Below are 24,803 nucleotides of genomic sequence, written 5' to 3' on the forward strand. Positions count from 1 at the left end.
TGGTTCGCGGAGGGCGCCGCGCCTTTGGTTGATGACCACTCGATGCTAGGAACGGGGCCCAAAGCAATGCTCAATTTGCTTACGCCGAATCCTCAACTTTTGCCATTTGGCACGTTTGGCGGTGATTGGCTTCGGATACCGTTGGACGCCTGTCTGCTCAAGCGCTGGAACGATGTTCATCCCGTGTTCATCTGGCGCTCATCCGTTTTTCATCCGGAGATTGCCTTTGTGTTCACCCTGGGTGACTACAGTGAAGTGACTCCTGGGCCCTGGATACGTGGATACGGCGCCTTCCCAGCAGTGGATTCAAAAAAGAAAAGTTTTTGCTGAATCGGGGGGAAGCGGTGCGAATCCGTTTCGAAATGAATTGAGAGAAGAAAACCACATTCCAGAACTGATAAGTAGTAGCTATGGCGTTGAATAGTTATTGCCTATAAGTAATTGCCCTGGCAAAAGGGCATACTGCGGAGAATATTTCCTCGATTCTGTTCAGCGGAAGATAAGAGAAAAATTGCAAAGTATGTGACTACATGTAGCAACCGAATGAACTGCATTCGGCACCTACGACCAGCTCATCAAGCCAGGGGGCCGCGTCCAAGGCGCCGCCATTTGTCGATATAAATTTGCGTTGAGGGATTCCATGAACGTTGCTCTTCTTTCGCGTCGATCGACGGTGAATCAGTTCCTGGTGGAACTGCTCTCCCGGGGCGGAATTCAGGCCATGCTGCACGTCAGCATCACTGCGTTTCGCATGCAGGTAAGGCAACAGGCATTCGATGCCGTGATCCTTGAAGACTGCGGAGGAACGCTGGCGGAAGACCTCGGCCTCATCAAAACCTGTGTCTCCGACCAGATCCCGGTCGTGGTCGTGGGTGCGGAACTGCACGCGGGTTTCGGCGTTGCGCTGGCCTGCGGGGCGGTGGACTACATCAGCCTTTCCCGGGTAGGGCACGACGAACTCAAGACCCGCCTGCGCGGGCACATGGAGGCGCAGGCCTTCCAGGCGGCGCACCCGATCGACGTCGATGGCTGCCGGCTCGATCCGGCAAGGCTTTGCATCGTGCACGGTGACAAGACCGTGGGCCTGACCCACCGCGAATGCGAACTGGCCTGCCTGCTTTTCTCCAAGCCGAACCAGGTGGTGTCGTTGCCGACCATCATCGCCAAGGTCTGGGGACGCTCGGTCGAATCCAACAAGCGCACGCTGGAGCAGCACATCTACAAATTGCGTACGAAGCTGCGCGAGGCCGGCTGCCAACTGCGTGTTCAGGCCGCCTATGGTCGGGGCTATCGGCTGTTGTCGCATGAGGGCACCGAGGCAGTGGGCAACGAATACACGGCGCTTTACTGGTAGTGCCCCATGGTGTCGCAGCGCTGCGCTGGCACGCGCTGGACCCTCAGACCTTCAGCCAGATGTAGTCGCCCGCGCAGATGCCGTTGAAGGCTTCGTCGGTCGAGCTCAGCACGTTGTCCTTCCAGTAGCGCCCGTGCTCGGTGTAGTGCGTGAGCGTTTCGGCCAACCAGGTGCCATTGATTTCAGGCGTCATCGGCACGCGCACGATCAGGATGATCCCGCCGGTGTCGGGGTTGATGCCTGCCTGCGCCTGGTCCTGCGCATAGACGGTGAGGTTGGCCTCCAGCAGCAGCCGGAAGATGGTCAATGTGCGACCCGCCGTGACGATGCCGAAATGGAAGTTGAGGTACATGGCCGCCGGATCGTTCTCGTAGTGGGACATCAGGATTTCAAATCCCTCCACTTCGATCCATCCTTGCGCGAGCACGGCTTCGGCATCTGGCAGGTCGATGGCCTCGCACAGTTCGGTGACCAGCTGGTTGTATTGATCAAGGCTCATGGGCGTACGCGTCTCGATAGGTTCTGGCTCATCTGCAAACTTCGGTCGGCGGACGTTTTTGCCTGGGAGTCCGTTCTTGGCGTGTCCGTGCTCAGCAACTTCAGCGGCAACAGGACTTTTTGATCTTTCATCCGAGTGGTGTCACTGGCTGAATCGGCTGCAGGGGCGCCGCACTCCAGCACCTTGATCTTTACCCGCTGCAGAGTGCTCAATGCGCCCCGAACGCGGTGGTCTTGCAGATAAGCGGCGACTTCTGCCATGCCGCGAGCAGCGCTCGCCTCGAAATGGGGCGCTCGGCTGTACTGCCAAAGTTGCTGGGTCAACACCGAAGCCCGGTCCTGTTCCGTACCTGCGTACCGCTGGCGCATGACCTCCAGCGTTGCCGCGCCTGCGCCTGACAACGAAGGTCTGGCGAATCGCCCCGATGGGTTGTCGCGGGAGTTTCCCTGATCGCCTTTCCCTGATCCTGATCCAGACCCCGACCCCGACCCGGAACCCGACCCGGAACCGGAACCGGAACCGGAACCGGAACCGGAACCGGAACCGGATTGGTTTCCTCCCGAGCCGTCCTGGGAGCCGCCCTCGTTGTCCCGGGTTCTGCTCTCCCCGCGCAGAAAGCTGTCGTGGGACGCTGGCTCGGTGACCGTTTCCTTCAAAGATTCCCGAGATCTGGGGTTGCGCTCTCCGCGGTCGTCATCGCTCAGCGCTTTCAGCCGATCGGCGTTGCCCAGCCGATCGTCGGCTTCTTCGGAGTCGGTTTGCAAGATCTCATACATAGCTTCCTGCATCGGCAGCGGCGCATCGGGCTGGCCCGGAAGGCTGCTCTGTTTCGGCGGCAGTGGAAGCGGCGGGCGGGGCACCGTTCTGAACACGTAATCGCCGAAGCGACCTTGGGCCACCGAGGTATTGCGTGCCGCCTGCTCGCGCTGCGCCAACGCCGCTTGCGTCTGCGCCTGCAAATGGTTGTGTTCCCGCAGCCGCAGCTGTTTGAGCCGCAGCGTTTGTTGCAAGCCACGAAATTGGGAACTGCTGGGGTTCATGGCGAGAACGTGGCTGCGAGCAGCCTCTGGGAAAACTGCAATACGGTCGTGCCCACCCAGGGCGCGGTGACCGCCACGGTGACCGTGACGCAGATCAATTTGATGCCTTGTGAAATGGCCGCGTCCTGCAGCGAGGTCACGGCCTGCACCAACGCCACCAGCAAGCCGACGACAGCCGCCACCGCCACGGCGGGCAGCGAAAGAATGAGGCACAGCATGAGTGCCTCCGAGGTCAACTGGACAATGTTGTCATGGGTCATGGCCGGGTGTCCTTCGTCATCGGTAGGTCAGCACCAGGCCGTGCATGACCTGGGACCATCCATCGAGCACCACGAACAGCAAAAGCTTGAACGGAATGGCGATGTTGGTGGGCGAAACCTGGGACAGGCCCATGGCCAGCAGCACGTTGGCGATGACCAGTTCCACGATCACGAACGCGAGGTACAGAAGAAAGCCGATGCGGAAGGCGGCCGTCAGTTCGGTGAGCAGGAAAGCCGGTGCCACGACGATCAGGTCGTCGGCCAGCAAAGCTTTCGCGCGCTCCTGGGGCCATATCGCCTGGGCGGACTTCAGGAAAAACGCTTTCTCGGCAGGGTGGGCGTGCTTGACCAGGAACTGCCGGAAAGGCTCTTTGGCAGCGGATGCCGCCATCAGCATCTGCTGCGTGTTCGAGCTTTGGGAGCTGGGCGGCGCGGCCTGGATCTTGTCCGCCGCCTCCATGGCGACGGGCGCCATGACATAGATCGAAATGATGATGGCGATGCCGTTGAGCACCATGTTCGGTGGAACCTGCTGGATGCCCAGTGCGTTGCGCAGCAACCCCAGCACCACCACGACCTTGGTGTACGAAGTCACCACCATGGCCGCGAACGGAAGTACCGCCAGCGCCATGAGGGCGATGAACAGCGAGGTGGGGTCCAACCCCTGGACGGGTGACAGCGGGCTCATGGCAGTGCTGGCGTGGTGTCCGGCGTCTGGCCGATGCCCATGCGTTCGATGCGCACCCCGAGTTGTTCGCCGATGACGATCAGCCGGCCGATGCCGACCACCTGGTCATGGCACACGAGGCGCACCGCTGCGTCTCGCACGGGCGTGTCCAGCGTGATGACCGAGCCGGGGCCGAACGCGGCGAGGTCGTCCAGGCGCACGCGGGCGCTGTCGATTTCGAAGGCTACGGGGATCGACAACTGGCCGACGGTGCCGATCTCGCTGCCTTCGGGCAGATCGTTCTCCGGTACGGGGGCGCTGCCGGCCTGCGGCGCTGCGTCCAGCGTGGCCTGGTGGGAGTCGATGTCGAGTTGTGCGGTGGTTTCCATGGAGGCGCCCATTCCAAAAGACAAGTGGCAATGCAAGGGAGCCGACGCAGCGGCGGACAAGCCCGTGAGCAGCACGTCACCGGCCCCGACCGAACCCAGGTCGGCGGCGCGAAACGTTTTGCGAACGAGGCGGATGCGGCACGCGACACGCAGGCCGAAAAGGTGGCTGGCGTCCGTCGCCACCGAGGCGGCGAGCAAGGCATGGATCTGTCCGGCCATCGCGTCGTCCATGGCTTGCAGGCCGACGCGCCGGTTCTGCGCGGCGACTTCATAAGGAGCCGGCCCCTTGCCGAGGTCCATGCCGTGAAGCACGAGCCCTGGCAACCTGGCCTGGAACGTGGCCAGCGTCTGGGCCATCAACGATTGGGCGACGTCTCTCGCCAGCGCTGCGTCTGGCAGGCGGGCCGCCATCTCCAGCGCAGGCCAGTCTGCCGTGGGTACGCACAGGTGCAACGAGCCCTGCGCGCACTGAAATGCCAGGTCAATGCGCCGTGCGGATACATCCGGTGCCCGGCTGACCATGGCCCCGGGCTTTCCCGTCAATGCCCGGACCCAGCGCACGAACCGCCGATCGAAGACCACGCGCGCAAGACGCGCTTCGCTCTGGTCCACGGACGGCAGATGCCTTGCGAGGTCGTTGGGTGGGAAAGCCGGCGGCTTGACTGCGTTCAAGGGTCATTCCAGGTCAATGTCGATGCTGCGTTGGGGCGCCGTGCTCATTCGGGCCAGCAAACCCTGCAGTTGATCGCGATGCAATGAGATTAGGCGGCGTGACTCTGGCGAGAACGTGTGAAAGCGAAGCGTCATGGCATACGACGAAAGCCCCAGCGCCAACTCGCAATCGGGGAGCACCCGCGGATCCATGGGCACCGTGACGGAAAGTGACTGGAAAGCCGGGTCCGCACGCCGGCACAGGTCGGTGATGGTCTGCGCCGTATCGACCAGCCACTTCGGCGGCTGCGCGTCGGTAGCGGTGCCCATGACACCCGTGCCCTGGACCGGCGCCCGGTCGTCCGGCAGATCCTGCCCCGGCTCCGCTGCGGGCGGGGCATGGGCCAGCGGGGGCGGCAAGGTGTCGCCCTGGATGAAGAAGTAGCGTGGCGGCTGGGGTTGCACCTCGGGCGCGGGGGCGGGCGTGATGGATTGCGCCGGCGCGCCGTCCCGTTCATCGTCCTGAGCCGGCTCTTCTTGCGAACCCGACTGTTCGCCGGGTTCCTCGTCGCCAGAGTCGGCTGGGTCGGCCGGAGGTCCGTCTGTGAAGAGTGCAAAGTCGGTGGCGAACTCGGCCAGCCCCGCGTCGCCGGGGTCTGGCTGTGGCTGCACCTGCGGAAACAGTTCTCGTCGAAATCGCTCTTGCGCGTTGGGGCGCGGCAGCACCGCAGCGGCGGCAGCAGCAGCGGCGGGGTGGGCGACCTTGCGCAGGGTGTGGTCGGGGCGCTGAAGAGATGCCATCGCCGCACACCTCAGGAAACGCGGCCGATGGGCCGCAATTCCACCTGGGTGCCCAGTTCCTGGAAGGAGTAGACGCGCAGCCAGTCCAGGCGGCTTTCGATCATCTTCTTCACGTAGCGGCGAATGTCCATGGATGTCACCAGCGCCACGCCAGGCTGCCTGGCGGTATCTGCGACCGCGGCGATGCGCTCGGTCAGATCGCGTGCGTCATCGGGTGACATGGCAAGGTAGTTGCCTGCAGGCGTGGGCTTGATGCAGCCGCGGATGGCCTGCTCGATGTCCGGATCGAGCAGGATGGCCGACAGGTGCCGCTGTCCGCTCGTGGCCTCGTGGGCGAGGTACCGGCCCAGGTCGGAGCGCACGTATTCGGTGAGCAGCAGCAGGTCTTTTTCCTTGGGGCCCCAAACGATCAGGCTCTCGAAGATGCTGCGGATGTTGCGGATCGGAACCTGCTCTTCCAGCAGCCTGCGCAGCACCTCGGCCATGCGCTGCAAGGGCATGATCTTCTGCACTTCCGCCACGAGCCCCGGGTATTCCGGCGTGCTGCGCTCCATGACCCACTGCACTTCCTGCACGCCCATGAAAAGGTGGGCGTGCCGCTGCAGCATGCCCATGACCTCACGGGCAATGACCTGCTCGACATCGATGCATACGCCTTCTCGCTGGCTGGCGGGCACCGACTCGGGCGCGATCCAGAGCGAGACGGCATTTCCCAGCGCGGGGCCGTGGCTCTGGGCTGATGCGGCCAGCGGCGATTGCGGGTCCAGGATCAGCAGCATGCGGCCCGGCAACTCCGGCTGCGCCACAGGCACGTCGTTGATCAGCACCTCATAGCGCAGGCCGGACAGTTCGGTGGTCACCCACATCGCCGCGCCTGGAAACGGCAGGCCCAGCCGCGACTGCAGACCTTCGCGTTCCTTATTCAGCGCCGCGTTGAGCCGCTCGGCATCGATCAGCTTCCCCAGCGCTTCCGACATGCGGATGGACAGCGGCTTGGCAAACTCCGGTGCCTTTTGCTGGATGGAGGGCGCATCGCCTTTTGCGCCTTCGCGCATCAATGCCGCGATGGGTTTGGAGAGCGAATTGCCCGCCAGCCGCTGGCGCTTCTTGGTCAAGAAGTGTCCTCCGAACACCAGTCCCCCTGCCAGCAAGGCGAAAGGAATCAAGGGAAAGCCGGGAATGAAGCCGAAGCCGATGGTCAGGGCGGCCGCCAGGTACATCGAGCGTGGGTTGCGGGTCAACTGCTCGGTCATGTCCTCTCCCAGGGAGGTGGGCTTGGTCTTGTGCTCGTCCGTGACGCGGGTGGTCAAGACACCGGCCGCCATACAGATGAAGAGCGCAGGAATCTGCGACACCATCGCGTCGCCGATGGACAGCACCGCGAAGCGATTGGCGGCTTCGCCAGCGGTCATGTTGTGGTACATGATGCCCACCACGACGCCGGCCAGGATGTTCACCATCGTGATGATCAGCCCGGCGATGGCATCGCCCTTCACGAACTTCATGGCGCCGTCCATGCCGCCGTGCAGCATGCTCTCCATGCCCAGATGCGCGCGTTTTCGCTTGGCCTCGTCGGGGGTCAGCAGGCCGGCACGCAGGTCGGCGTCGATGCTCATCTGCTTGCCGGGCAGCGCGTCCAGCGTGAAGCGCGCCCCGACTTCCGCGACCCGCTCGGAGCCCTTGGCGATCACGATGAATTGCACGATGGTGATCACCAGGAACACCACGATCCCCACCACCAGGTTGCCCCCGACCACCAATTGCCCGAAGCTCTCGATCAGGTGGCCCGCGTCCGCGTGCAGCAAGATCGCCTTGGTGGACGCGATGTTCAACGCCAGCCGGAACAGCGTAGTGAACAGCAGCAAGGAAGGGAAGGTCGAAAGAGACAGTGCATCCGGAATGAACAGCACCGTCATGAGCAGCAGGATGCTCACCGTGAGATTGATGGCCAGCAATGCGTCGATCAGCATCGTGGGCAGCGGCAAGATCATCAGCGCGATCACGCCGACGAGAAAGCCCGCCATCGTCACGTCGTTGACCAGGGTGGAGTCGAAGCGTTTGGCCATGGAATGTTCCTGGAGATGAAGGGGCGGGTCAGGCGGGCGGGGTTTGCTCGGAAGCGCTGGCGCTGAGCTGGTCGAGGTCTGCCACCCAGCGCAGCACCACAGCGACGGCTTCGAGCAGTTCCTCGGAGACGGGTTGGTTGAGCGGCAGACGGTGCAGCGCCCGTGCCAGCGGCGGGTTGGCGATGATCGGCACACGGTTGGCGGTCGCCAGGCCGCGAATCACCGCTGCCTGCTCGTCCATGCCCTTGGCCACGATGATGGGCAGCGGCGTCACCCCCTCTTCATAGAGCAGTGCCACCGCATAGTGCGTGGGGTTGGTGACCACCACCGTGGCGCCTGGAACGCGCTCCTGCGGCGGGCTGTTGGCCAGTTCATCGCGCAGCGATTTCTGCTGGCCCTTCACGTGGGGGTCGCCATCGCTGTCCTTGCGCTCGCGCTTGATATCGTCCTTGCTCATGCGCTGATCGCGCATGAACAGCCAGCGCTGCAAGCCGAAGTCCACCGGGCCGATGATCAGGAACACCAGGCAGGAAAAGCCGATCAGCCGCAGCATGGAACTCCAGGCCACCTGCCCCGCGCCATCGACGGACAGATAGGCCGAGCCCACGATCAGCGGCACGAGGCTCAGGACAATCTGCCAGATCACGGCCCCCAGCGCCACCGCCTTGATGATCGATTTGGCCAGTTCGACGAGCGAGCGCACGTTGATCAGCTTCTTGAGCCCTTCGGCAGGGTTCAGCTTCTCGAACTTCGGCTGGATGGCCTCGAAAGAAACGATCACCCCGACCTGCGCCATCATCGCGATCACAGCCACCAGCACCGAGACGACGACCAGAGAAAAAGCCGCGATCGCCCCATCCAGCACCATGGAGGAAATCAGGGCCAGCACCTGCTGGGTGTCTTTGGCCTGAATGCCCTGGTACATGGCCGTCTTCACCACCTTCGCGATGTGGTCGTAGAGCATCGGGCCGGAGCCCATCAGCACGAGCAGCGACGCGACCAGGATGGCTGCGGCCACGAGGTCTTGGCTCTTGGGAACCTCGCCCTTCTTGCGAGCGTCCATGAGCTTCTTGTCTGTGGCTTCTTCCGTTTTTTCTGACATGGTGGGCTCGGTGGTCGCGAGATGCGATGGGTCCACGCAATCTAGTTCTGCGCATGCGCTGGCGTGCGGGCGATGCGAAGTCCTTGCCCTCGCAGACGAACGCGGCGGAGGGCGAAGCGTCTGTTGCGCACCGACGTTCGCTTGGCCGTGATTGCCTTCGGTCATGGCCCCTGCCGAAGGGCTGTGCGCTCCTAGTCTTGCCTCCAGAAAGCCGATCGATGTCGACCGGCCACCTGAGAGGATCCATGAGCACGATCAAGGGGTTGCGCATCCTCGTGCGCCTGAAGAAGCGGCGTGTCGAGCAGAGCGAGGCAGCATTGCAGGAGAGTGCCCGGCAGCGCGACCGCGATCGGGCCGCGCATGAAGCCGCCATGGCCGAGGAAGAGCAGGTGCAGCAGGCCGAGCAGGCCGTGCGGGACCGGCTGGGCGCGACCACCACGCGGCCTCAGGGTTTTCATGCGCAGGAAGTGGTGACGCTGCAGATGCTGGTGAAGGAGGCCGAAGGGACAAGCGTCGACGCCTCTAAGCAGACCCAGCGCGCTGCAGCGCAGGTGGAAGCGGCCATTCAGCGCGTGGCAGAGCGCGAGTCCGCGCTGCGGCGGGCGACCCAGCAACTCGAAGCCACAGAACTCCGCCTGGAAAAAGCCATCCAGGAAGCCGAGCGCGCGCAGGAAGACGCGCAAGACGAAGAGGCCGAAGAAACGGCCGTTGCCCGCATGCTGGCCAGCACCCGCGCCGCCGCGCGCAACCGTTTGCAAGTCGCTGGCGGCGCGAAGGCCTGACATGGATTCCTCGTTTCAGCAGGGACTGAACCTTTTTCAGTTCGCCCTGGATGTCAAGGGCCTCATCGCGGTGCTGGCCATGTCCACGGCGCGCATCTATGTCGCCATGCTCGTGATGCCTGCCACCAACGACATGCTGCTGTATGGGCGCACCCGCAGCGGCCTGGTGATCGTGCTGGGCGCGTTCGTGGCCTGGGGCCAACCCGCTGAAATGCTGAAGTCCCTCACGATCTTGGAGATGGCGGTTCTGGTGGTGAAGGAGGGGCTGATCGGAATGCTGATCGGCTTTGCGGTCGGCACCGTGTTCTGGGTGGCCGAGAGCGTCGGCATGCTCATCGACAACCAGACCGGCTACAACAACATCCAGCAGACCAATCCGCTCAGTGGCCAGCAAAGCACGCCGGTGGGCAATCTGCTGTCACAGCTGGCCATCGTCGGCTTCTACATGCTGGGAGGCATGCTGGTCTTCGTCGGGCTGCTCTTCGATTCCTACGAGTGGTGGCCGTTGACCGGCCTCATGCCCAGCTGGCCGGTTCTGATGGAGCGCTTCCTGCCGACGGAAGTCACCAACTACGCCGAAACCGTGCTCAAGATCGCCGGCCCGGTGATCGTGATCCTGATGCTGATCGACCTGGGCATCGGCCTGCTGGGAAAGGCTGCGGAAAAGCTGGAGCCCAACAGCCTGGCACAGCCCATCAAGGGCGCAACGACGATGTTGCTGCTGGTGCTGCTGGTGGGCGTGTTTTTCCAGCAGGTCAGGCCCCAACTCACGCTGCGGCCGGTCGCCGAGCGCATCAAGCGCCTGCTGTCGCCTTCACTGGCTCCCCCTTCTGCGGCGCCATCGCTGGCGATACGCCATGGGTGATTGCCAGGCGCTCGCCCCGATCACGCTACAGCTTCGCCTGTGCCTGGCTGCCAGCTTGGCACAAGCGCTGGTCCAGCGGCGGCATGCCGTGCCGGTGGTGGGCGCAAGGGTGCCGGCGGCACCCTGCTCGCAGCGCCTGGTCTGCATCCGCCGGGGCGCCGGGGTGTCCCACCACGTGTCCATTCGATCGCCACCGCATCCGGGCGGTCTCTTCCTGATTTCGTTTCCATCCATTCCCTGCAACCCGGCGGAGCCTTCCGTCGCATTTCCCGTGTCTGAGCCGCCTTGTGGTGGGCAGCCATTTTTTAACCCTGTGCCTTAAGGAGTCAGCATGTCAGTCAATTTGCAAACCTACGCTACCCGGACCCAGCCCATGGACTCGCAGTCCGGGCAGTCTCAAAATTCATCCAATCAACTGCAGGAAAGCCTGCTTCAGTTGGTGGTCCTGATGATGCTGCAACAGGTCATGAAGGCCACGGACAAGGAGGGCGACAACAAGGCCGGCGGCACGGAGGGTGCCTCGGGCAAGGGCGGCGCGGAAGGTGCCAACAAAGGCTCCGGTACGGGCAACGGCCAGGGCATCGCTGGCCTGATCCAGCAATTTGGCGAACTGCTTCAGCAAATGGCCAAGGCCATGGAGCAGAGCTCGAACAAGAACTCCGCCAACGACCTGGCCAGCGGCATTGCAGACAAACTCGGCGGTGGTGGCAACAGCACGCTCGATCAGATGGGCAAGGAAGGCGGTGGCGGCGGCAATCTGATGGAGCAATTGGGCGAAGCCTACCTGCGCCAACTGCTGGACAAGATGTCTCCCGACGCCTCGGGCGGTGCAGGCAAGACGGGCAGCGGCGGCGGTGGCAGCGGTGGCTCCGGCGCCACTGACATCGGCGATCTGGCCAAGCAATTCATCGAAGCCTTGCTGCAAGGCGGATCGGGCGCGGTCCAGGATCTGGGCAAACAAAATGGCACTGGCGGCACTGGCGGCACTGGCGGCACTGGCGGCACTGGCGGCGCGGAAGGTACGGGCGGTACGGGCGGTGCGGAAGGCACGGGCGGCGCGCAGGGCGGTGATGCCCAGTCTCCTATCCAGCAACTGCTTCAAGTGCTGACGCAAATCCTGGAAATGCTGCAGGGCGGCAAGACGGATGGTTCCGGCAATACCAGTGGCTCTGGCGGTGGTGGAGGCACCGAGGGTGCAACAGGCGGCGGCGGTGCCGAAGGCAGTGGCGAGACCGGTGAAACAGGCCAAACGGGCGAAACGGATGGCACGGGTGGCACGGACGGTGCGGCGCAGGGCCAGGGCTCGATAGGCGACCTCCTCAAGCAACTGGTGGAGTCCCTCATGAATGGCGACAGCAGCGCGCTGGACAAGCTCAACAAGGGCGGCCAGAAAAACGAGGGCCAGCAAGACGTGACCCAGCAGTTGATGGAACTGCTGCAAAAGCTGATCGAACTCCTGACCGGCAAGAAGCCCGATGAGTCCGAAGGCGGTTCTGGCGGTGGCGGCGGTGGTGACAAGCCTTCGTCGACGGGTGGTGGCGGAGGTGGCGGTACACCACCTGCTGCTGGCGGTGGCGGTGGCACTCAGCCTTCGACAGGTGGCGGCGGTGGCACGCCACCCTCGACGGGTGGTGGTGGCGGCGGCGGAACTCAGCCTTCAACGGGTGGTGGCACACCTCCTTTGACCGGCAGCGGCGGCGGAACGAAGCCGTCCGGCGACGGTGGCACCACGAAGCCTCCGGTGGGTGATGGCGGTGGAGCCGAGAAGCCTTCTACCGACAAGCCTTCCTCGACGGGACCGTCCACGGGTTCCAAGCCACCGGAAACCGCACCGACGAGTGGCTCAGGCTCTGGCGGCAAGGTCACGGGCATTCCGCCTGTCAGCGGCGAGAAAACTGTCAATGAACCCATCGTCGTCAAGGCGGGCGAAGTGTTCGACGGCAAGAACGTGCACTACAAGGCCGGCCCAGCGTTGGGAGATGGCGGACAGAGCGAAAATCAAAAGCCCGTGTTCATTCTGGAGCCGGGTGCAACGCTCAAGAACGTCCAGATCTCTGGCGGCGACGGCATTCACACCAAGGGCGACGCCACGCTCGACGGCGTGTTCGGCCGCGATGTGGGCGAAGACTTCATGACCATGAAGGGCGAAGGCAACGTCGTGTTCAAGAACGGCGGCGCGGCGAACGCCACCGACAAGACGTTCCAGCTCAACCATGGGGGCTCTTTCTCCATCGACAACTCGTTCTTCGACGGCACCAGCAAGCTGGTCCGTACCAACGGAGGCAAGGACTTCCCGATCGACATTTCTATCTCCAACTCGACGATCAACAACGTCAAGGAAGCCGTGGTGCGCACCGACGCGACGCAGGTCAACATCAAGCTGTCCAACAACAGCATTCCTGATGCTCCGAACGACGTGCTCGCCCCCGCCTCCGTGCAAGTGGAAGGCGCCAAGAGCCGTGGAACGAAGGAATTCACGGGCTGATGCATAGCGGCTGGTAAGCCCGGTGCATTGCACATGCGGGCTTGCCTTCGCTGTCATGGCTGCGGTGCCGCCAAGGCCGTGCAGAGATCGCCGCGGGCAGGTGCATGCCTGCTCCGCCGGTCGCTCACGGGTTGGCTGCCGCAGCCATTTTTGCGCCTACGCCTGCACCCTGCGCCGCGATGACCTGGACGATGGCCCACAGCGCCGTTACAGCGCACTCGTCGTCTCCCGTTGCCTTATTCCCAAATCCCTTTCTAGAGCTTTCCCATGAACGCCATACCCTCGAGTCCGTCGCCGGAAGCGGCTACGCGCGCTCAAACCGACTTTCTTTCGCAGTTGGCACTTCACATCGGGGTGCCGGTGGACAGCGGCTTCTCGCTGATAGCCCCCCACGTGGTCAAAGGACCTGCGGGCCTGGCCTGCCGTTTTCATCTGCATGCCGAGCGCGCCGCGGTACTCCCCGAAGTGTTGCTGCCGATGGCCGCGCAGGAGTTGGCCGGTGCCGAAGTACTGAAACTACTCACATTGCAGGCCGCCATCTTGAAAGAGTTCGGCGGCTATCTGGGCGCTTCCGCCGAAGGACTGCTGCAGCTCAGCTCGCTGTCCTGGATCGAATCGCCGCAAGACGCTGCAACCGCGATGGACATGCTCAACAGCCTCGGAGTGCGTGTGTTGCAAGCACTCGTGGATGAAGCCGTTCCTGCTTCGGCGCCGGCTTCTGCCTAGGCCGGGCCGTTCTATTGAGTCCCCTCTTTCACGAATTTCTGGAACCCAAGGATGTTCTCCATGGAGCCACTGAATACCACCCGCGCCCGCAACGCCCAGGCAGTCCCTCCTCGGACCGGCGCCAACGAGGTTTCCCCCACCCCGTCGGCAGACACTGCTCGATCACAGCGGTTGGCGCACGACCGCCTGAATGCGCGTGGCCTGCCTGTCTCGACGGAGTCCGGACCACTGCGCCGCGTGCCGCTCCCTGAGCGTGAGTCGACCTCTCAGGCGGCGGGCTCGACCAGCCGCTCTGCAGGCGACGTTGTGATCAACATGCCTTCGTCCGATGACGGGACAGGCCATGACGCCGCGCCGCCGCAGGGTTGGTTGAGTGCCATCGGCCAGACCGTGCAATCGGGGGGGCGTTTTGTTGCGCACAGTGTCGGGGCGGCACTGAGCACCGCCCAGACCGTCGCCGGCCAGGTCGTGTGGTCGCGGCAGGCACCGGCGACTGAAACGACGGAAGCATTGGAGACCACAGAGCCCGTGCAGGACGTTGCCATTGAATTGGCACATCTCGACGCCGCGGTGGCGAACGATGCCATCGGGTCACATCCACCCCTTCCCCAGACAGCGGGAGGACGGGTCATGGCCGCACTGGATGACATGCTGCTGCAGAGCGACACCCCGGAGCAACGCGAGTTGGCTACGACCTACCGGCAGTGGGCCGCCGAGAAGGCCGACGCCCAGGAGGCCGCCGGTGTCGGCAGCTACTCGATCAGGATCGGCGATGCGGCGCTGCCGGCTGCGTATGACTTCGTTCGACAAACGCTGAGCTCCATGTCCCGCTCGCCTGCGACCAATGCCATGGCCACGGCCATCGGTCCACGCTCTGGCCTCAACGCCGCAGGGCAGTCGGTCAATGTCGGGGAACTGAGCAATCAATACGACCCGGCTCTGGCCGGCGGCACCATTGGCGGCCTGACCGCACACATGGTCGATACGACGCTGCTGTCGGCCATGGACCGGCGTGCGGCCGAAGCCAACTTCCCACGGTTCAAGGCCATCGATCCCAAGATATTGGTACCCGATCCCTGCCCTGTGCAATTGCGCGTGGTCGACGGCAAGAAAGTCTTCTGGAAGCCGGTAACGGCCGGCGCACTCGATGGGAACCTTGGTCAGCCCACGATGAACGAGCTCAAGGCCCAGGTGGCATTGCGCCGAAAATCCGTGGCATCGCTGCAGGCGGCGCTGGATGGCAAACAGTGGGGTGTGCTGGCCCAGCCCCTTGTGACGGCGGGCTTCAACGTGCTGCGCCGCCATGTGATGCCGATCCATGCGTTCACCAATCCCGCACAGGTTTTTGGCCATTCCCTCTGGGCTTCAGGGCTCGGAGGAGGGGTGACCAAACTGACGCTGGGACTTGGAAAATCCGTGGCGTACACCCAAGTGGACGATCTTGCGGGCGGAACGCAAAAGCACAAGACCAACGTGTTCGCCAGGAGCCTTCCGCATCCGGAGATGCCGGCCGCCAGCCTCTCGGACATTTCCGGCTTGGGGAGCTACGGTTTGGAGGTCGTGAAGGAAGCACTGGATTTGACCCAGCACTTCTGGACCGGGCCTTGGCGTACCAGCGGATCGCTGTTGCCCAACTTCGACGACGTAAGTGCCCGCCTGAGTGACTTGGGCCGCACGATCGCCTCCAACGTGATGGCGAGCGTCGGCTCGACGGGCATTGGCGCCTTGGTGGGGCAACTGGGTCGTGGCGGCTCCAATTCCGCGCTGGCAGGCGAATCCTTGCGATCGCTGGGCTACATGCTTCAGCAGGCGGGTCAAAGCTCTTCCAATGACTTCGTGTGGCAGGCCACCAAGGAATATCTCGGTGGCACCTCGCACGACCTGAGCGACTCGCTGGACGCAAGTCGCGCAAACAAGCATGTGCGGTTGCAAAACGAAGCCCTCCATTTGCAGGCGGCCGCTGCGGCCGGCGCTGCTCGTCTGAGAGATGAGGCGCTCTCTGTAAGCAGCGATGAGGCGCTTTATCTGAGCACGGCTTTTGACGTGCTGGCTGGGCTTCAGTCCCGAGAGAAGCCTGCAGTCGGTGATCTGGAGATTGCACAGAAGCTGCTCCACGCGGGGGTGGCTGGCGCTGGCAGCGAGCAGGCCAGCATCGCGCAAGTTCAGGCGCTGGTCGATAAAGCTGTGCGCGTCCTGGGCCAGGATGCTCATCTGGAGAGCTGGACGAAACTGAAGACCGAATAAGTGGAGTCGAGGTCGCGTCCGCAGGCAGCGCGCCCCAGTCAATGCCTGAGGAACCCTGCGATCTCGCCCTCCGTCACGGCACTACGGCCGTGACGGAGGCGGGAGGCCTTCAGCCCAGCGCTGCCTGCAATGCCCGGTGGGTTTGGGCGTAAGCGCGGTTTCCCCGCTCGGAGAACGGATTGCTCCACAAGTCCAGCGACGCAAGCGTGCGATTGCCTGCCAACGCATGCGCCCCGGACTCGCCGATCCGGTTGCGCGCCAGGTTGAGCTTCTGCAGTCGGGGGTTGGCTGCCAGCGCCCGTGCGCCGCCTGATCCGATCTGGTGGCCTTCCAGGTCGAGTTCGATGAGGGCGGTGCTGGCCGCAAGCGCCCGCGCTCCGGCTTCCGTGATCTGCACGCTGCTGGCCATGTCGTTGCTCAGTACCAGGCGGCTCAGCGTGCGCGAGCGGGCCAGCGCTGCGGCACCGGCGTTGCCGACCTGGCAACTGCCCAGGTCCAGGCAGACCAGCGCCGGCGCATCGGCCAGGGCCTGGGCGCCAGCATCGCCGATGGGGTTGTGGCGAAGGTCCAGCGAGGCCAGCGTGGCATGTTGCGCCAACGCCTGGGCGCCTGCCGTGCCGATGCCGTTGCCAGAGGCAATCAGGGTGCGCAACTGGGGCATGCGCGCCAAAGCCCCGGCACCCTTGTCTCCGAGCCGGTTGCGTTGCAGGTTCAGCAACTCAAGCCGCGTGTGCGCAGCAAGGCCGCGGGCTCCTGCCTCGCCGATCAGGTTGCCGCCCAGGGCGAGATGCGTCAGGCTGCGGTTGCTGCCGAGGGGCTCCACTGCCTCGTCCCGCAGGCGGTTGTCGCTCAAGTCCAAGGCCCGCAGCGAACTGTTGTGGGCCAATGCACGGATGCCTTTCAATCCCAGCGCAGCATTGCTGCGCAGCTCCAGCGCTTGCAGATGCTGGCTGGCTGCGAGAGCCGCCGCACCTGCATCCCCGATGCTGCAGTCGTTCAGGCAGAGTGTTTGCAGGCTGGGGTGCCACGCCAGCGCCCGGGCGCCGTCGTCACCGATCGGGTTGTGGCTGAGGTCCAGGCGCTTCAGGGTCGGGTGTCCCGCCAGGATCGCGGCCCCCATCGCATCGATGTGCAGATGGCGGGCCGTGAGCGAAACCAGGTCCAGCCGGCACAGCTGTGACAGTCCGGTGGACGTGATGCCTTTGCAGTGCAGGAGTTCCAGTTCCTGCAGGGAGCCGGGCAGGTGCTGCAAGTCGGCATCGCTGAATTCGCCCCGCAGCACGATCTTGCGCAATCCGGGGAAAAGACCGTCTTCGCAGATGTTCAGCAAGCCCTGCGTGTCCCGCACGACAGGAACTCCACCCATGCCCTCGGACAGATCGCGCACCGGCTGCTCGGCAGGGCGGACTGCTGCCTGCCGTGCCAGGGGAGCTGTCGGCGTGGTTCCTGAGCGCAGGGCCGGCGCCCGCCGCACGCGGTGTGTGCCAGAGGCCATGGCGCCGAGCCAGGCGAGGAGGCCACCCCCTACCGGGCGCAGTGCTGTCGAGGGGCTTTTCAAGGTGAGGCTGTTCATGGCGTGCTCGCGTTTGAGGAGATGCCCCAGGGTAGGCAACCGCCTTGCGCTCGTACCGCCGGCATGCGAAGCGATCGCCTGTCAAGCGAGGGGGAGGGGGCTGCGCTGGAGCATTGCGCGGGCTGTCTGTCATCAGCGTTTCACACAGCCTGCAGATCATCCGCCCTCATGTCTTTCGATGTGCAGATTCGGCGCAATGCGCTGGTGGGTTCCTGGATGGCTCGGCGCAGCACCGCAGGGGCTGCGGTCCGTGGCGCGGCGCGCGATGCTTCACGGCCGCGTGCGCGATTTCTCGGGGTAGAGGACATTCCACAATTGATGCAGCTGGAAGCGCGGCAGTGGACCACTGAGCAAGCCGCTGACGAGCGCGTCTTGCGCGACCGAATCCTCGCCCATCCCGATCTGTGCGCCGGCGCGTTCTGCCCGCAGACCGGACAAGCGCTCGCATCGCTCTTCATGAAACCCATCTCCCGCGACGCCGTGGTGGCTGCGCGGTCCTGGCGCGACTGTGCCGCGCAGCCCTTGCGCGCGGAGCCTACCCGCAGCCTCTTCGGCATCAGCCTGACCAGCGTCGATCCGCAGGCTGCCTGCCAGTTGATCCGATTCTTCTGGCCACATGCGCTGCGCCAGGGCTGGCGCGACATCTACCTGGGCTCGCCTGTCCCTGGACTGCGCCGCGCCTTGCAGAATGGCCGCGCGACCGATGCGCATGCCTATGTGCACGCACGCCGCAGCGGCTTGCCGGTGGATGCACAACTGCGCTACTACCACCGCAAGGGCTTCCGCGAAATCGTGGGCGTGCGGCCGGATTACTTTCCCCATTCCGATTCGCTGGACCATGGTGTGCTGCTGCGGGGTGCCGTTCCGCTGGCAGGTGCCTGGCCTCTGTGGCGACGGGTGCCGTTCGCATTGCTGCGCCGGGCCGCGCATTGGGCCGGAGCGCTGCTGTGACAACGCCGCCCACCTTCCCGGCGCCGTGGAACGGAGACCTGTTCCGCACGCGCTTTTTCGATGCGCTGTCGCTTCTGCTGCCGTCCGGAGAGGCCTTCGTGATCGACGCCATTTCCGATGCGCTGCAGGTCGGCGATTGGTCTGCCGCTCCGGAAACGGTGCTGCGTGAAGAGGCGTTGCGCTTCGTTCGGGAAGAAACCGCGCATCAGCGCGCGCACCGGCGCTACAACGAACGCCTGGCGCAATCGGGAGTGCCGGTGGAGGCGCTGGAGGGCCGGGTGGCATCGGCCGTGCAGGAGTTGGCCAGCCTGCCGCTGCCCACGCGGCTGGCGCTGGCCGAGGCGTTCGAGCACCTGACGGCCCTGCTTTCGACGCAGGTACTGACGGGAACGGCGTGGCTGCAGGGCGATGGCCACGAGGCGCGGCTGTGGCGCTGGCATTGCCAGGAAGAGATCGGGCACCGCCATGTCGCGTTCGATGTGGGGCGCACGCTGGGCGTGGGACACGGACGGCGCATGGCATGCCTGCTGCTCGCGGCGCTGTACCTGGGCATCGATCTTTCGCGCCTGATGGCGTCCCTCCTGTGGCGAGACGTCAAGAGCGGCCGTGTGCGGGGGCTTGGCCTGCTCGGCCAATGCGCACGGTTCGCTCTGCGCACGGCGCCAGGATTCGGCCGCATCGCAATGGGCTCGGTGGCCAGCCTGTGGCCGCGCCGCAGCGCCTGAGGGCTCGCGCGCAATACGGGATCAGCCGCCTGCGATCTGCGCCAAGTGGTCGACCGATCGGTCGAACTCCCAAAGGTCCGACGTGGCCTGATTCAAAAACTCGAGAATCTGCGGCATTTTCTGCATGGCCTCGTCGGCCAGCGCATCGTTCCCGGGCTTGTACTCGCCCATTTGCACCAAGGGCTCGATCTCGTCGTATTTGGCCATGAGGCGGCGAAAGTGACCCCCGGCCTGCTGGTGGTCCTTGGGCACGATCTGCGACATCACGCGGCTCAGGCTGCCCAGCACATCGATGGCCGGGTATTGGTTGCGTGCGGCGATCTTGCGGGAAAGGATCATGTGGCCGTCCAGGATGCCTCGTACCTCTTCGGAGATTGGGTCGCCCCCGCTCTCGTCTTCGTAGAGGATGGTGTAGAGCGCGGTGATCGAGCCCACGGCACCCATGCCGGCCCGCTCGAGCAGGCGCGGAATCTCCGCGAATACAGAGGGCGGAAAGCCGCGCCGGGCCGGCGGCTCTCCGGCTGCCAGGCCGATTTCACGTTGAGCGCGGGCGAAGCGGGTGAGCGAGTCCATCATCAACAACACCTTCAGGCCCTGGTCTCGGTAGTACTCCGCCACGGCCGTGGCGACATGAGCGGCCTTGGCGCGTTCGCTCGATGACCGGTCGGAGGTGGCGCACACGACTACGGAGCGCGCCATGCCTTCCTCGCCCAGAATGAATTCGACGAATTCCCGCACTTCTCGGCCGCGTTCGCCGATGAGTGCGATCACGCTGATGTCGCACTCCGTGCCCCGGGCGAGCATGCCCATCAGCGTACTTTTGCCCACGCCCGCCGGGGCGAAGATCCCCATCCGCTGGCCTTCGCCCAGGGTGAGCAGCGAATCGATCGCCTTCACGCCTGTGGGCAACGGGTGTTCGATCATTTCCCGTTCCATGGGGGTCGGAGGCAATGCGAAGACCGGGCGCCGCTCCAGGCAATCGAGCGGGCCCTTGCCGTCGATGGGCTGGCCCAGGCTGTCGATCACGCGGCCCAGCAGCTTGGGCCCCACTGGCACCGAAAGCACCTCGCCCAGTCCGACCACGGCCGAGCCTCCGCGCACGCCAAGAATCGATCCGAAGGGGGACAAGATGCTTTGGCCGTTCGCGAATCCGATCACCTCGGCAGCCTGCAGCAAGCCACCGCTCTCATCGAGCACATGGCACAGCTCTCCGAGCTTGGCATCCAGCCCGGTGACGCGCATGAGCGTTCCGATCACTTCGACGACCTTGCCGCTGCGGCGAACGATCGTCGCGGAGGCGATCTCCCGTTCCATCCACTGAGGGAGCCCGGACACTTCAAGCATGGTGCATTTCCTCGTCGTCGTGGACGGGTGTGTTCATCGGGTCCAGAGATTCGAACCAATCCGTGGTGTCGCCATCCATGGGGACAACCGACGAAAACCACGTGGCTGGCGTTGCTTCGGCCTCTAGGTCTAGGTCCGGGTCCGGGTCCAGGTCCGTTTCCGGTTCGGTTCGGCTCATGGGTCCCTGTGGCTCATCCGGCCATGGCCCTTCGTCCTCCTGCGTGGAATCGGCTTCCTGCGGGACGTCCAGTTCCGGGAGTTCGTCGTACTCCTCAGCCATCGGTGGTTCGTCTTGTTCGGCGAAGTCGAACTCGAGTTCTTCCGGATCTGGCGCGGCACTCGCCTCTGGTGATGCATTGGCCATGGCCAGACGGGTGGCACGCTCCAGTGCCGATCGCACACCAGCGAGCTGAACGTGCAGGCTGGTGTCGAGCCGGCCCATGTCGGATTCGAAGATGCAGGTGCCGGGTTCCAGCGATGCATCGGTCTCGATGCGCACCTGTGGCTCGTTCGGCCCCGCAGCCGCGGCAGCGATGGCCGTGTGTGCGGCCGGGGCCTCGTCGGGGTGAACGCGAAGAACAGCCGTTCCGGCTTGCCGGAGGGCGTCTTTCACTGTTAGCAACGCGCGTTGAAACAAGGCTTCGCGCGATGCCGAATGCACGATGCGTTCCACCGCCAGCGCCACCACTCCGGCCAGCTTGGTGTCCATCGCGTGCCATGCATCCTCGTGCGTGGCTTTGAGCTGGGCAAAGCGCCCGTGCCAGCGGGCGGCGGCTTCCCGCTCGCCGTGGTCGTGGCCCTGCTCGCGTTCTGCTGCAGCTTCTTCGCGCGCCTGCTCGACCATGGCCTGGGCCGCGTCGCGCGCTGCCTGCAAAAGGGATTCGGCCGATCGTTCGGCCGCTTCGGCCGTATTTCGCGCTTCATCCAGGGCCTCTTGCCGGATCGCGGCGCATTCGGTGCGCACGTTTTCCAGCAGCCCGAGCACGCCAGTCACGGTCGGAATTTCATGCGCGCGGACGATGCCGTCATTGGTGCGCAGGTGCGCGCCGTTGGGGTGGGACCAGATCAGCATGGCTTCGCCTCGAACAGGGATTCCAGCCGCTCCAGGCGGGCATGCACCGCGGTCAGCGCGGCGGGGACATGCCTCGCCCGGGGCTCATCCTCGCGCGACAGGGGAAGAGACAGGCGCGCAAGCCTGCGAAGCCCCCGGTGCGGCCATGCGCCTTCCCGCACCAGTTCGCGGTAGCCCACCCAGGCCCAGGCCAGCGGGGACCAGGCGGCCACATCGCTGGCAACCGGCGTGCCTTCCTGAAGCCCACGCAGTGCGGTGTAGGCAGGCCCGAGGCATTGCTGCAGGGCCGCCCGTGAGCTCCGTTCGACGCAGCAGCGAAGGACTCCCGGCCGACCCAGCAGGGCAAGGGCGCACAGGCGCGACAGCATCTCGGTTCTGTCGAGCATTGCCAAGCGGCTGGCGGGATGGTCCAGCGAGGACAGGGGGGGCAAAGGACCGCAATTGCGTTCATACAGCGCAATCGACATGCGCTGGCCCACGGCGCCCTGGTCCCAGTCGAGCGGAGATTGCGCCAAGCCGAGCGGCGCCCGCCAACTCGGGTCCACACCGTCGTGCAAGGCCTCCAGTCGCACCTGGAGCGCTTGCGCCAGCGAGGCCAACTGCAAGGCGCGGCTCATGGCTGCCACCCTGCAGTCGGTGTCGGTGTGTGATGTTGGATCATGCTGGCGCCCCTGCCGTCGCGCCGGCTACCTTGGTGGCAGGAGCGATCACGGCAGCATCCGCGGACTGAGCGGTTGCAGGCGCTTTGCGGCGCAGCGGGGCCGGCAGCCAGGCAGGGCGCTTCCAGGCCAGCCAACCGCCCGCGATGGCCAACAATGCCAGCACGGCAGCCAATGCGATCCAGAGCACGTTGTCGGATTCCGCCTTCGCGACGGCCGGGCTCAGAGGCATGCCCGGTACGAGCGTGACGGTCACGTTCTCGTACGACAGGCCCTCGACGCTGCGCGCCACCATGTTCTTGATGCCAGCCACCAGACCTGCCAGATTGGCGCTCTCGCGGTACTTGATGAAGACCGACGCGCTCGCCGGCTTCACGGTGGCAGCGAGGGGGTCGTTGTTGGGCAGCACGATGTGAACGCGTGCCGTGACGACGCCGTCGATCTGCGACAGCGTGGCCTCCAGCTGCTGCGCCACGCCATAGATGAAGCGCACGCGCTCTTCGGTGGGTGTGGAGATGAGGCCTTCTTTCTTGAACATCTCTCCGAGCGTCACGTGGCGTTCGCGGGGCAGGCCATACGAGCGGAGCACCGTCAGCGAACGCACCACGTCGTCCTGCTCGACCTGGATGTTCCAGGTCTTTCCGGCATCCGGTGTCGCCTTGTTCACCTGGACGCCGCTTTCCAGCAGGGCCGCCACCATGTCGTTGGCGTCGCTTTCCGTCTGCTTGGTGTAGAGGTCCGTCTTGCAGCCGGCCAGGGCCAGCAGCAACAGCAGCGGGACGAGTGCGCGGCGAGCGAACTGGCGGTATGTCGCTGCGCGAAAGCAGAGGGATGGCGCCATGGTGGTGTGTTTCGCTAGAAGGGGTTTATTGGTTGCGCATGAGCGTCTGCAGACCGGTCTTGGTCGTTTGCGCCAGGCTGCTCATGGCCTGCACTTGAAAGTGGGTTCCGGCAAATTGATACATCAAGTTGACTTGATACAACGTCAGGTCAACGCCGGGTGGCTGCTGGATCGCCGCCTGCATGAGTGCGGCCGTGTCCTGTACTTCCTTGCGCATCGACTCGTCCTGCTTGATCAGCATCTTGCCCAGCGTGGATGGGTCTTCCGATTCCACGGAGGCCAGTGGCGGCGAGTCTTTCATCATGCGTGCGAATTTTTCCGCGACGGCACTCATGTTCATCGAGGGGCCTGAGGCCTGGTCGACGATGAGTGAGCTGGATACCGCGCCAATGCTGCCGATGGGGTCCATGGTGGATTCTCCGGAAATAGGGGTAGAGGCGTCAGGCGCGCATGAACATGTAGGGCATCTGGTAGGCGGAGATGCTCGCGGGTTCGGCAGGTTTCACCGCTTCTGCGCGTTCCTCGAACGTACCTGCAGCCTTGGCCCGGTTGGCCACCAACCCGCTGACCAGCTCTAACGCGTCGGGGCCTGCGTTGCCTTGCTCCAGTTCATTCAGCGTCATTTCCCATCCGCGATCGCCCAGCATGTACTGGCAGTTGGCGATCATGGCCTTTGCGGAGTCCCACTGTTCCGGGTGGTTTTCCAGGCCGCGCACGAGCTGGATGCAATTGCCATAGGCGCCGCGCCGGAAAGAAATCCAGCCGTCGATCATGTCCAGTTCCGCCACTTTGGGGCGCAGCGTGCGGATGCCAGCGAGGATGTCCGATGCCTCGTCGTTCATGCCCTGCGCAATGGTGCGGTAGACCAGCTTGATCAGCGCGGTGACGAATTCCTTGCGCTCAAATTTCGGTTTCATAAAACACTCCTGTTTCTTCTGCATAGATGGCCTGGGACCGCGTGCAGCCCTGTGCCGGCCTCGGTCGACGGTCCGCCTCGGCGCTCACCAGTACGACATACGAAGCGCAAGCCAGAAGGGTCACGATCGTGGTGATGAAAGGTGGCATGGCTTGCGGCGAACCCGGTACGCCCTGCAATTCATGCGCGTCTGGGGAGCCATGGGTCCGATAAGGCCCCCATCTGTTCATCCCGCAGCCTGTGCGAGCTTGTCCGTCATGCTTTTGGAACTTTTCTGGAACGCGTCGGCCATGTTGGAGATGACGGCATTGCGGCCTTGTTTCTCGCTCAGCTTCGCTTGCAGTTCCGTCATGGCGTTCTGGTTGTCCTGCTGCTGCTGCATGCGGGCCATCAGGGCCCTGGTGTCGCCATCTGCTTTGTTGACCATTTGGGCTCTCCGTTGAAAGTGGAAGAAGTAAAAGGCGGTGCTGCGCCATGAGCGGTTCGGCCCATGGCGCGATGCAGCATCAGCCCGCGCCTTGCGCTTGCTTGTCCGACAGGGCCTTGGAGTTCTTTTGGAACGCATCGGCCATGTTGGAGACGACGGCGTTCTTACCTTGCTGCTCGCTCAGATCGGCTTGCAGTGCCGTCATTGCGTTCTGGTTGTTTTGCTGTTGCTGCATGCGATTCATCAGTGCTCGCGTATCGCCATCGGGTCTGGTCGTAGACATGTTGATTTCCTTTGTGAAGTGAACGTTGAAAGAAACGAAGTCCAGCGCCATGAGCCTTCGGCCCATGGCGCGATGCTGCTT

26 protein-coding genes are annotated in these 24,803 nt (G+C 64.3%); 9 read left to right on the forward strand and 17 right to left on the reverse strand.

The genetic code is table 11. The annotated features are described in order from the left end of the window. Positions 1–66 precede the first annotated feature (66 nt). Positions 67–330 carry a hypothetical protein gene (locus BLT03_RS24065; RefSeq protein WP_139160441.1) on the forward strand — a complete coding sequence of 88 codons (264 nt, stop codon included), beginning with the start codon at positions 67–69 and terminating at the stop codon, positions 328–330. A gap of 310 nt (positions 331–640) precedes the next feature. Further along, the gene (locus BLT03_RS18415; protein WP_092745222.1) at positions 641–1,354 is read left to right on the forward strand and encodes a winged helix-turn-helix transcriptional regulator; all 714 of its coding nucleotides are present in this window, start codon (positions 641–643) and stop codon (positions 1,352–1,354) included. A 43-nt stretch (positions 1,355–1,397) separates the two neighbouring features. Here BLT03_RS18415 and BLT03_RS18420 read toward each other — a convergent pair whose 3' ends face one another. From BLT03_RS18420 to sctU, 8 genes are read right to left on the reverse strand one after another with little or no spacing between them, the layout of a single operon-like run. Further along, positions 1,398–1,853: a type III secretion system chaperone family protein gene (locus tag BLT03_RS18420; protein WP_092745223.1), complete on the reverse strand. Its 456-nt coding sequence runs from the start codon at positions 1,851–1,853 to the stop codon at positions 1,398–1,400. Continuing rightward, a complete protein-coding gene (locus BLT03_RS24560) occupies positions 1,850–2,893 on the reverse strand; it encodes a hypothetical protein (protein WP_175537798.1) in 1,044 nt (347 codons plus the stop codon). Before BLT03_RS24560 ends, BLT03_RS18420 begins: the two co-directional genes overlap by 4 nt. Then, positions 2,890–3,153 carry a type III secretion system export apparatus subunit SctS gene (gene sctS / locus BLT03_RS18430; protein ID WP_092745224.1) on the reverse strand — a complete coding sequence of 88 codons (264 nt, stop codon included), beginning with the start codon at positions 3,151–3,153 and terminating at the stop codon, positions 2,890–2,892. Before sctS ends, BLT03_RS24560 begins: the two co-directional genes overlap by 4 nt. Positions 3,154–3,169: 16 nt before the next feature. Beyond that, entirely contained in the window at positions 3,170–3,841 is a 672-nt protein-coding gene (gene sctR, locus BLT03_RS18435; RefSeq protein WP_175537799.1) for a type III secretion system export apparatus subunit SctR, read from the reverse strand. Beyond that, positions 3,838–4,881, reverse strand: coding sequence for a type III secretion system cytoplasmic ring protein SctQ (gene sctQ / locus BLT03_RS18440; RefSeq protein WP_139160442.1), 1,044 nt, complete (start codon positions 4,879–4,881; stop codon positions 3,838–3,840). Before sctQ ends, sctR begins: the two co-directional genes overlap by 4 nt. Before the next feature lie 3 nt (positions 4,882–4,884). Then, positions 4,885–5,661, reverse strand: coding sequence for a type III secretion HpaP family protein (locus BLT03_RS18445; protein WP_092745226.1), 777 nt, complete (start codon positions 5,659–5,661; stop codon positions 4,885–4,887). Positions 5,662–5,672: 11 nt separating this feature from the next. Further along, a complete protein-coding gene (gene sctV, locus BLT03_RS18450) occupies positions 5,673–7,727 on the reverse strand; it encodes a type III secretion system export apparatus subunit SctV (protein ID WP_092745227.1) in 2,055 nt (684 codons plus the stop codon). A 28-nt stretch (positions 7,728–7,755) separates the two neighbouring features. Beyond that, entirely contained in the window at positions 7,756–8,829 is a 1,074-nt protein-coding gene (gene sctU, locus BLT03_RS18455; protein ID WP_092745228.1) for a type III secretion system export apparatus subunit SctU, read from the reverse strand. Positions 8,830–9,074: 245 nt separating this feature from the next. Here sctU and BLT03_RS18460 point away from each other — a divergent pair, with 245 nt between their 5' ends. The 5 genes from BLT03_RS18460 to xopF2 all read left to right on the forward strand — a co-directional run bounded on the left by BLT03_RS18460 (position 9,075) and on the right by xopF2 (position 15,931). Further along, positions 9,075–9,611, forward strand: coding sequence for a hypothetical protein (locus tag BLT03_RS18460; RefSeq protein ID WP_092745229.1), 537 nt, complete (start codon positions 9,075–9,077; stop codon positions 9,609–9,611). A 1-nt stretch (position 9,612) separates the two neighbouring features. Further along, positions 9,613–10,476, forward strand: coding sequence for a type III secretion system export apparatus subunit SctT (gene sctT / locus BLT03_RS18465; RefSeq protein WP_092745230.1), 864 nt, complete (start codon positions 9,613–9,615; stop codon positions 10,474–10,476). A 373-nt stretch (positions 10,477–10,849) separates the two neighbouring features. Continuing rightward, complete coding sequence (locus BLT03_RS25035) at positions 10,850–12,961, forward strand: pectate lyase (protein WP_092745231.1); 2,112 nt, start codon at positions 10,850–10,852, stop codon at positions 12,959–12,961. A gap of 267 nt (positions 12,962–13,228) precedes the next feature. Continuing rightward, positions 13,229–13,687: a hypothetical protein gene (locus BLT03_RS18475; RefSeq protein WP_139160444.1), complete on the forward strand. Its 459-nt coding sequence runs from the start codon at positions 13,229–13,231 to the stop codon at positions 13,685–13,687. A gap of 60 nt (positions 13,688–13,747) precedes the next feature. Next, entirely contained in the window at positions 13,748–15,931 is a 2,184-nt protein-coding gene (gene xopF2 / locus BLT03_RS18480; RefSeq protein ID WP_139160445.1) for a type III secretion system effector XopF2, read from the forward strand. Positions 15,932–16,040: 109 nt separating this feature from the next. On the opposite strand, the gene BLT03_RS18485 is transcribed toward xopF2, so the two are convergent. Continuing rightward, positions 16,041–17,504 carry a leucine-rich repeat domain-containing protein gene (locus tag BLT03_RS18485; RefSeq protein WP_092745234.1) on the reverse strand — a complete coding sequence of 488 codons (1,464 nt, stop codon included), beginning with the start codon at positions 17,502–17,504 and terminating at the stop codon, positions 16,041–16,043. Positions 17,505–17,672: 168 nt separating this feature from the next. Between BLT03_RS18485 and BLT03_RS18490 the strand changes: the two genes are divergently transcribed. Together BLT03_RS18490 and BLT03_RS18495 are read left to right on the forward strand one after the other, a co-directional pair. Next, the gene (locus BLT03_RS18490) at positions 17,673–18,455 is read left to right on the forward strand and encodes a hypothetical protein (protein ID WP_217640177.1); all 783 of its coding nucleotides are present in this window, start codon (positions 17,673–17,675) and stop codon (positions 18,453–18,455) included. Continuing rightward, the gene (locus BLT03_RS18495) at positions 18,452–19,180 is read left to right on the forward strand and encodes a metal-dependent hydrolase (protein WP_175537800.1); all 729 of its coding nucleotides are present in this window, start codon (positions 18,452–18,454) and stop codon (positions 19,178–19,180) included. The genes BLT03_RS18490 and BLT03_RS18495 overlap by 4 nt, the downstream gene beginning before the upstream one ends. Positions 19,181–19,201: 21 nt before the next feature. On the opposite strand, the gene sctN is transcribed toward BLT03_RS18495, so the two are convergent. The 8 genes from sctN to BLT03_RS18535 all read right to left on the reverse strand — a co-directional run. After that, positions 19,202–20,524, reverse strand: a complete 1,323-nt coding sequence (sctN, locus tag BLT03_RS18500; protein ID WP_092745235.1) for a type III secretion system ATPase SctN — start codon at positions 20,522–20,524, stop codon at positions 19,202–19,204. Next, positions 20,517–21,596 carry a type III secretion system stator protein SctL gene (gene sctL / locus BLT03_RS18505; protein ID WP_092745236.1) on the reverse strand — a complete coding sequence of 360 codons (1,080 nt, stop codon included), beginning with the start codon at positions 21,594–21,596 and terminating at the stop codon, positions 20,517–20,519. The genes sctN and sctL overlap by 8 nt, the downstream gene beginning before the upstream one ends. Continuing rightward, positions 21,590–22,213, reverse strand: a complete 624-nt coding sequence (locus tag BLT03_RS18510; RefSeq protein WP_092745237.1) for a type III secretion protein HrpB4 — start codon at positions 22,211–22,213, stop codon at positions 21,590–21,592. The genes sctL and BLT03_RS18510 overlap by 7 nt, the downstream gene beginning before the upstream one ends. Positions 22,214–22,253: 40 nt before the next feature. Beyond that, complete coding sequence (sctJ, locus tag BLT03_RS18515) at positions 22,254–23,096, reverse strand: type III secretion system inner membrane ring lipoprotein SctJ (protein ID WP_092745238.1); 843 nt, start codon at positions 23,094–23,096, stop codon at positions 22,254–22,256. A gap of 25 nt (positions 23,097–23,121) precedes the next feature. Beyond that, positions 23,122–23,505 carry a hypothetical protein gene (locus BLT03_RS18520; RefSeq protein WP_092745239.1) on the reverse strand — a complete coding sequence of 128 codons (384 nt, stop codon included), beginning with the start codon at positions 23,503–23,505 and terminating at the stop codon, positions 23,122–23,124. A gap of 31 nt (positions 23,506–23,536) precedes the next feature. Continuing rightward, the gene (locus tag BLT03_RS18525) at positions 23,537–24,037 is read right to left on the reverse strand and encodes an HrpB1 family type III secretion system apparatus protein (protein ID WP_092745240.1); all 501 of its coding nucleotides are present in this window, start codon (positions 24,035–24,037) and stop codon (positions 23,537–23,539) included. 201 nt (positions 24,038–24,238) lie between these two features. After that, the gene (locus BLT03_RS18530) at positions 24,239–24,439 is read right to left on the reverse strand and encodes a hypothetical protein (RefSeq protein ID WP_092745241.1); all 201 of its coding nucleotides are present in this window, start codon (positions 24,437–24,439) and stop codon (positions 24,239–24,241) included. A 79-nt stretch (positions 24,440–24,518) separates the two neighbouring features. Next, a partial coding sequence (locus tag BLT03_RS18535) for a hypothetical protein (protein ID WP_217640178.1) occupies positions 24,519–24,803 on the reverse strand: 285 nt, incomplete at its 5' end.

The organism is Paracidovorax valerianellae (assembly GCF_900102625.1).
In the GTDB taxonomy this organism is placed as follows: domain Bacteria; phylum Pseudomonadota; class Gammaproteobacteria; order Burkholderiales; family Burkholderiaceae_C; genus Paracidovorax; species Paracidovorax valerianellae.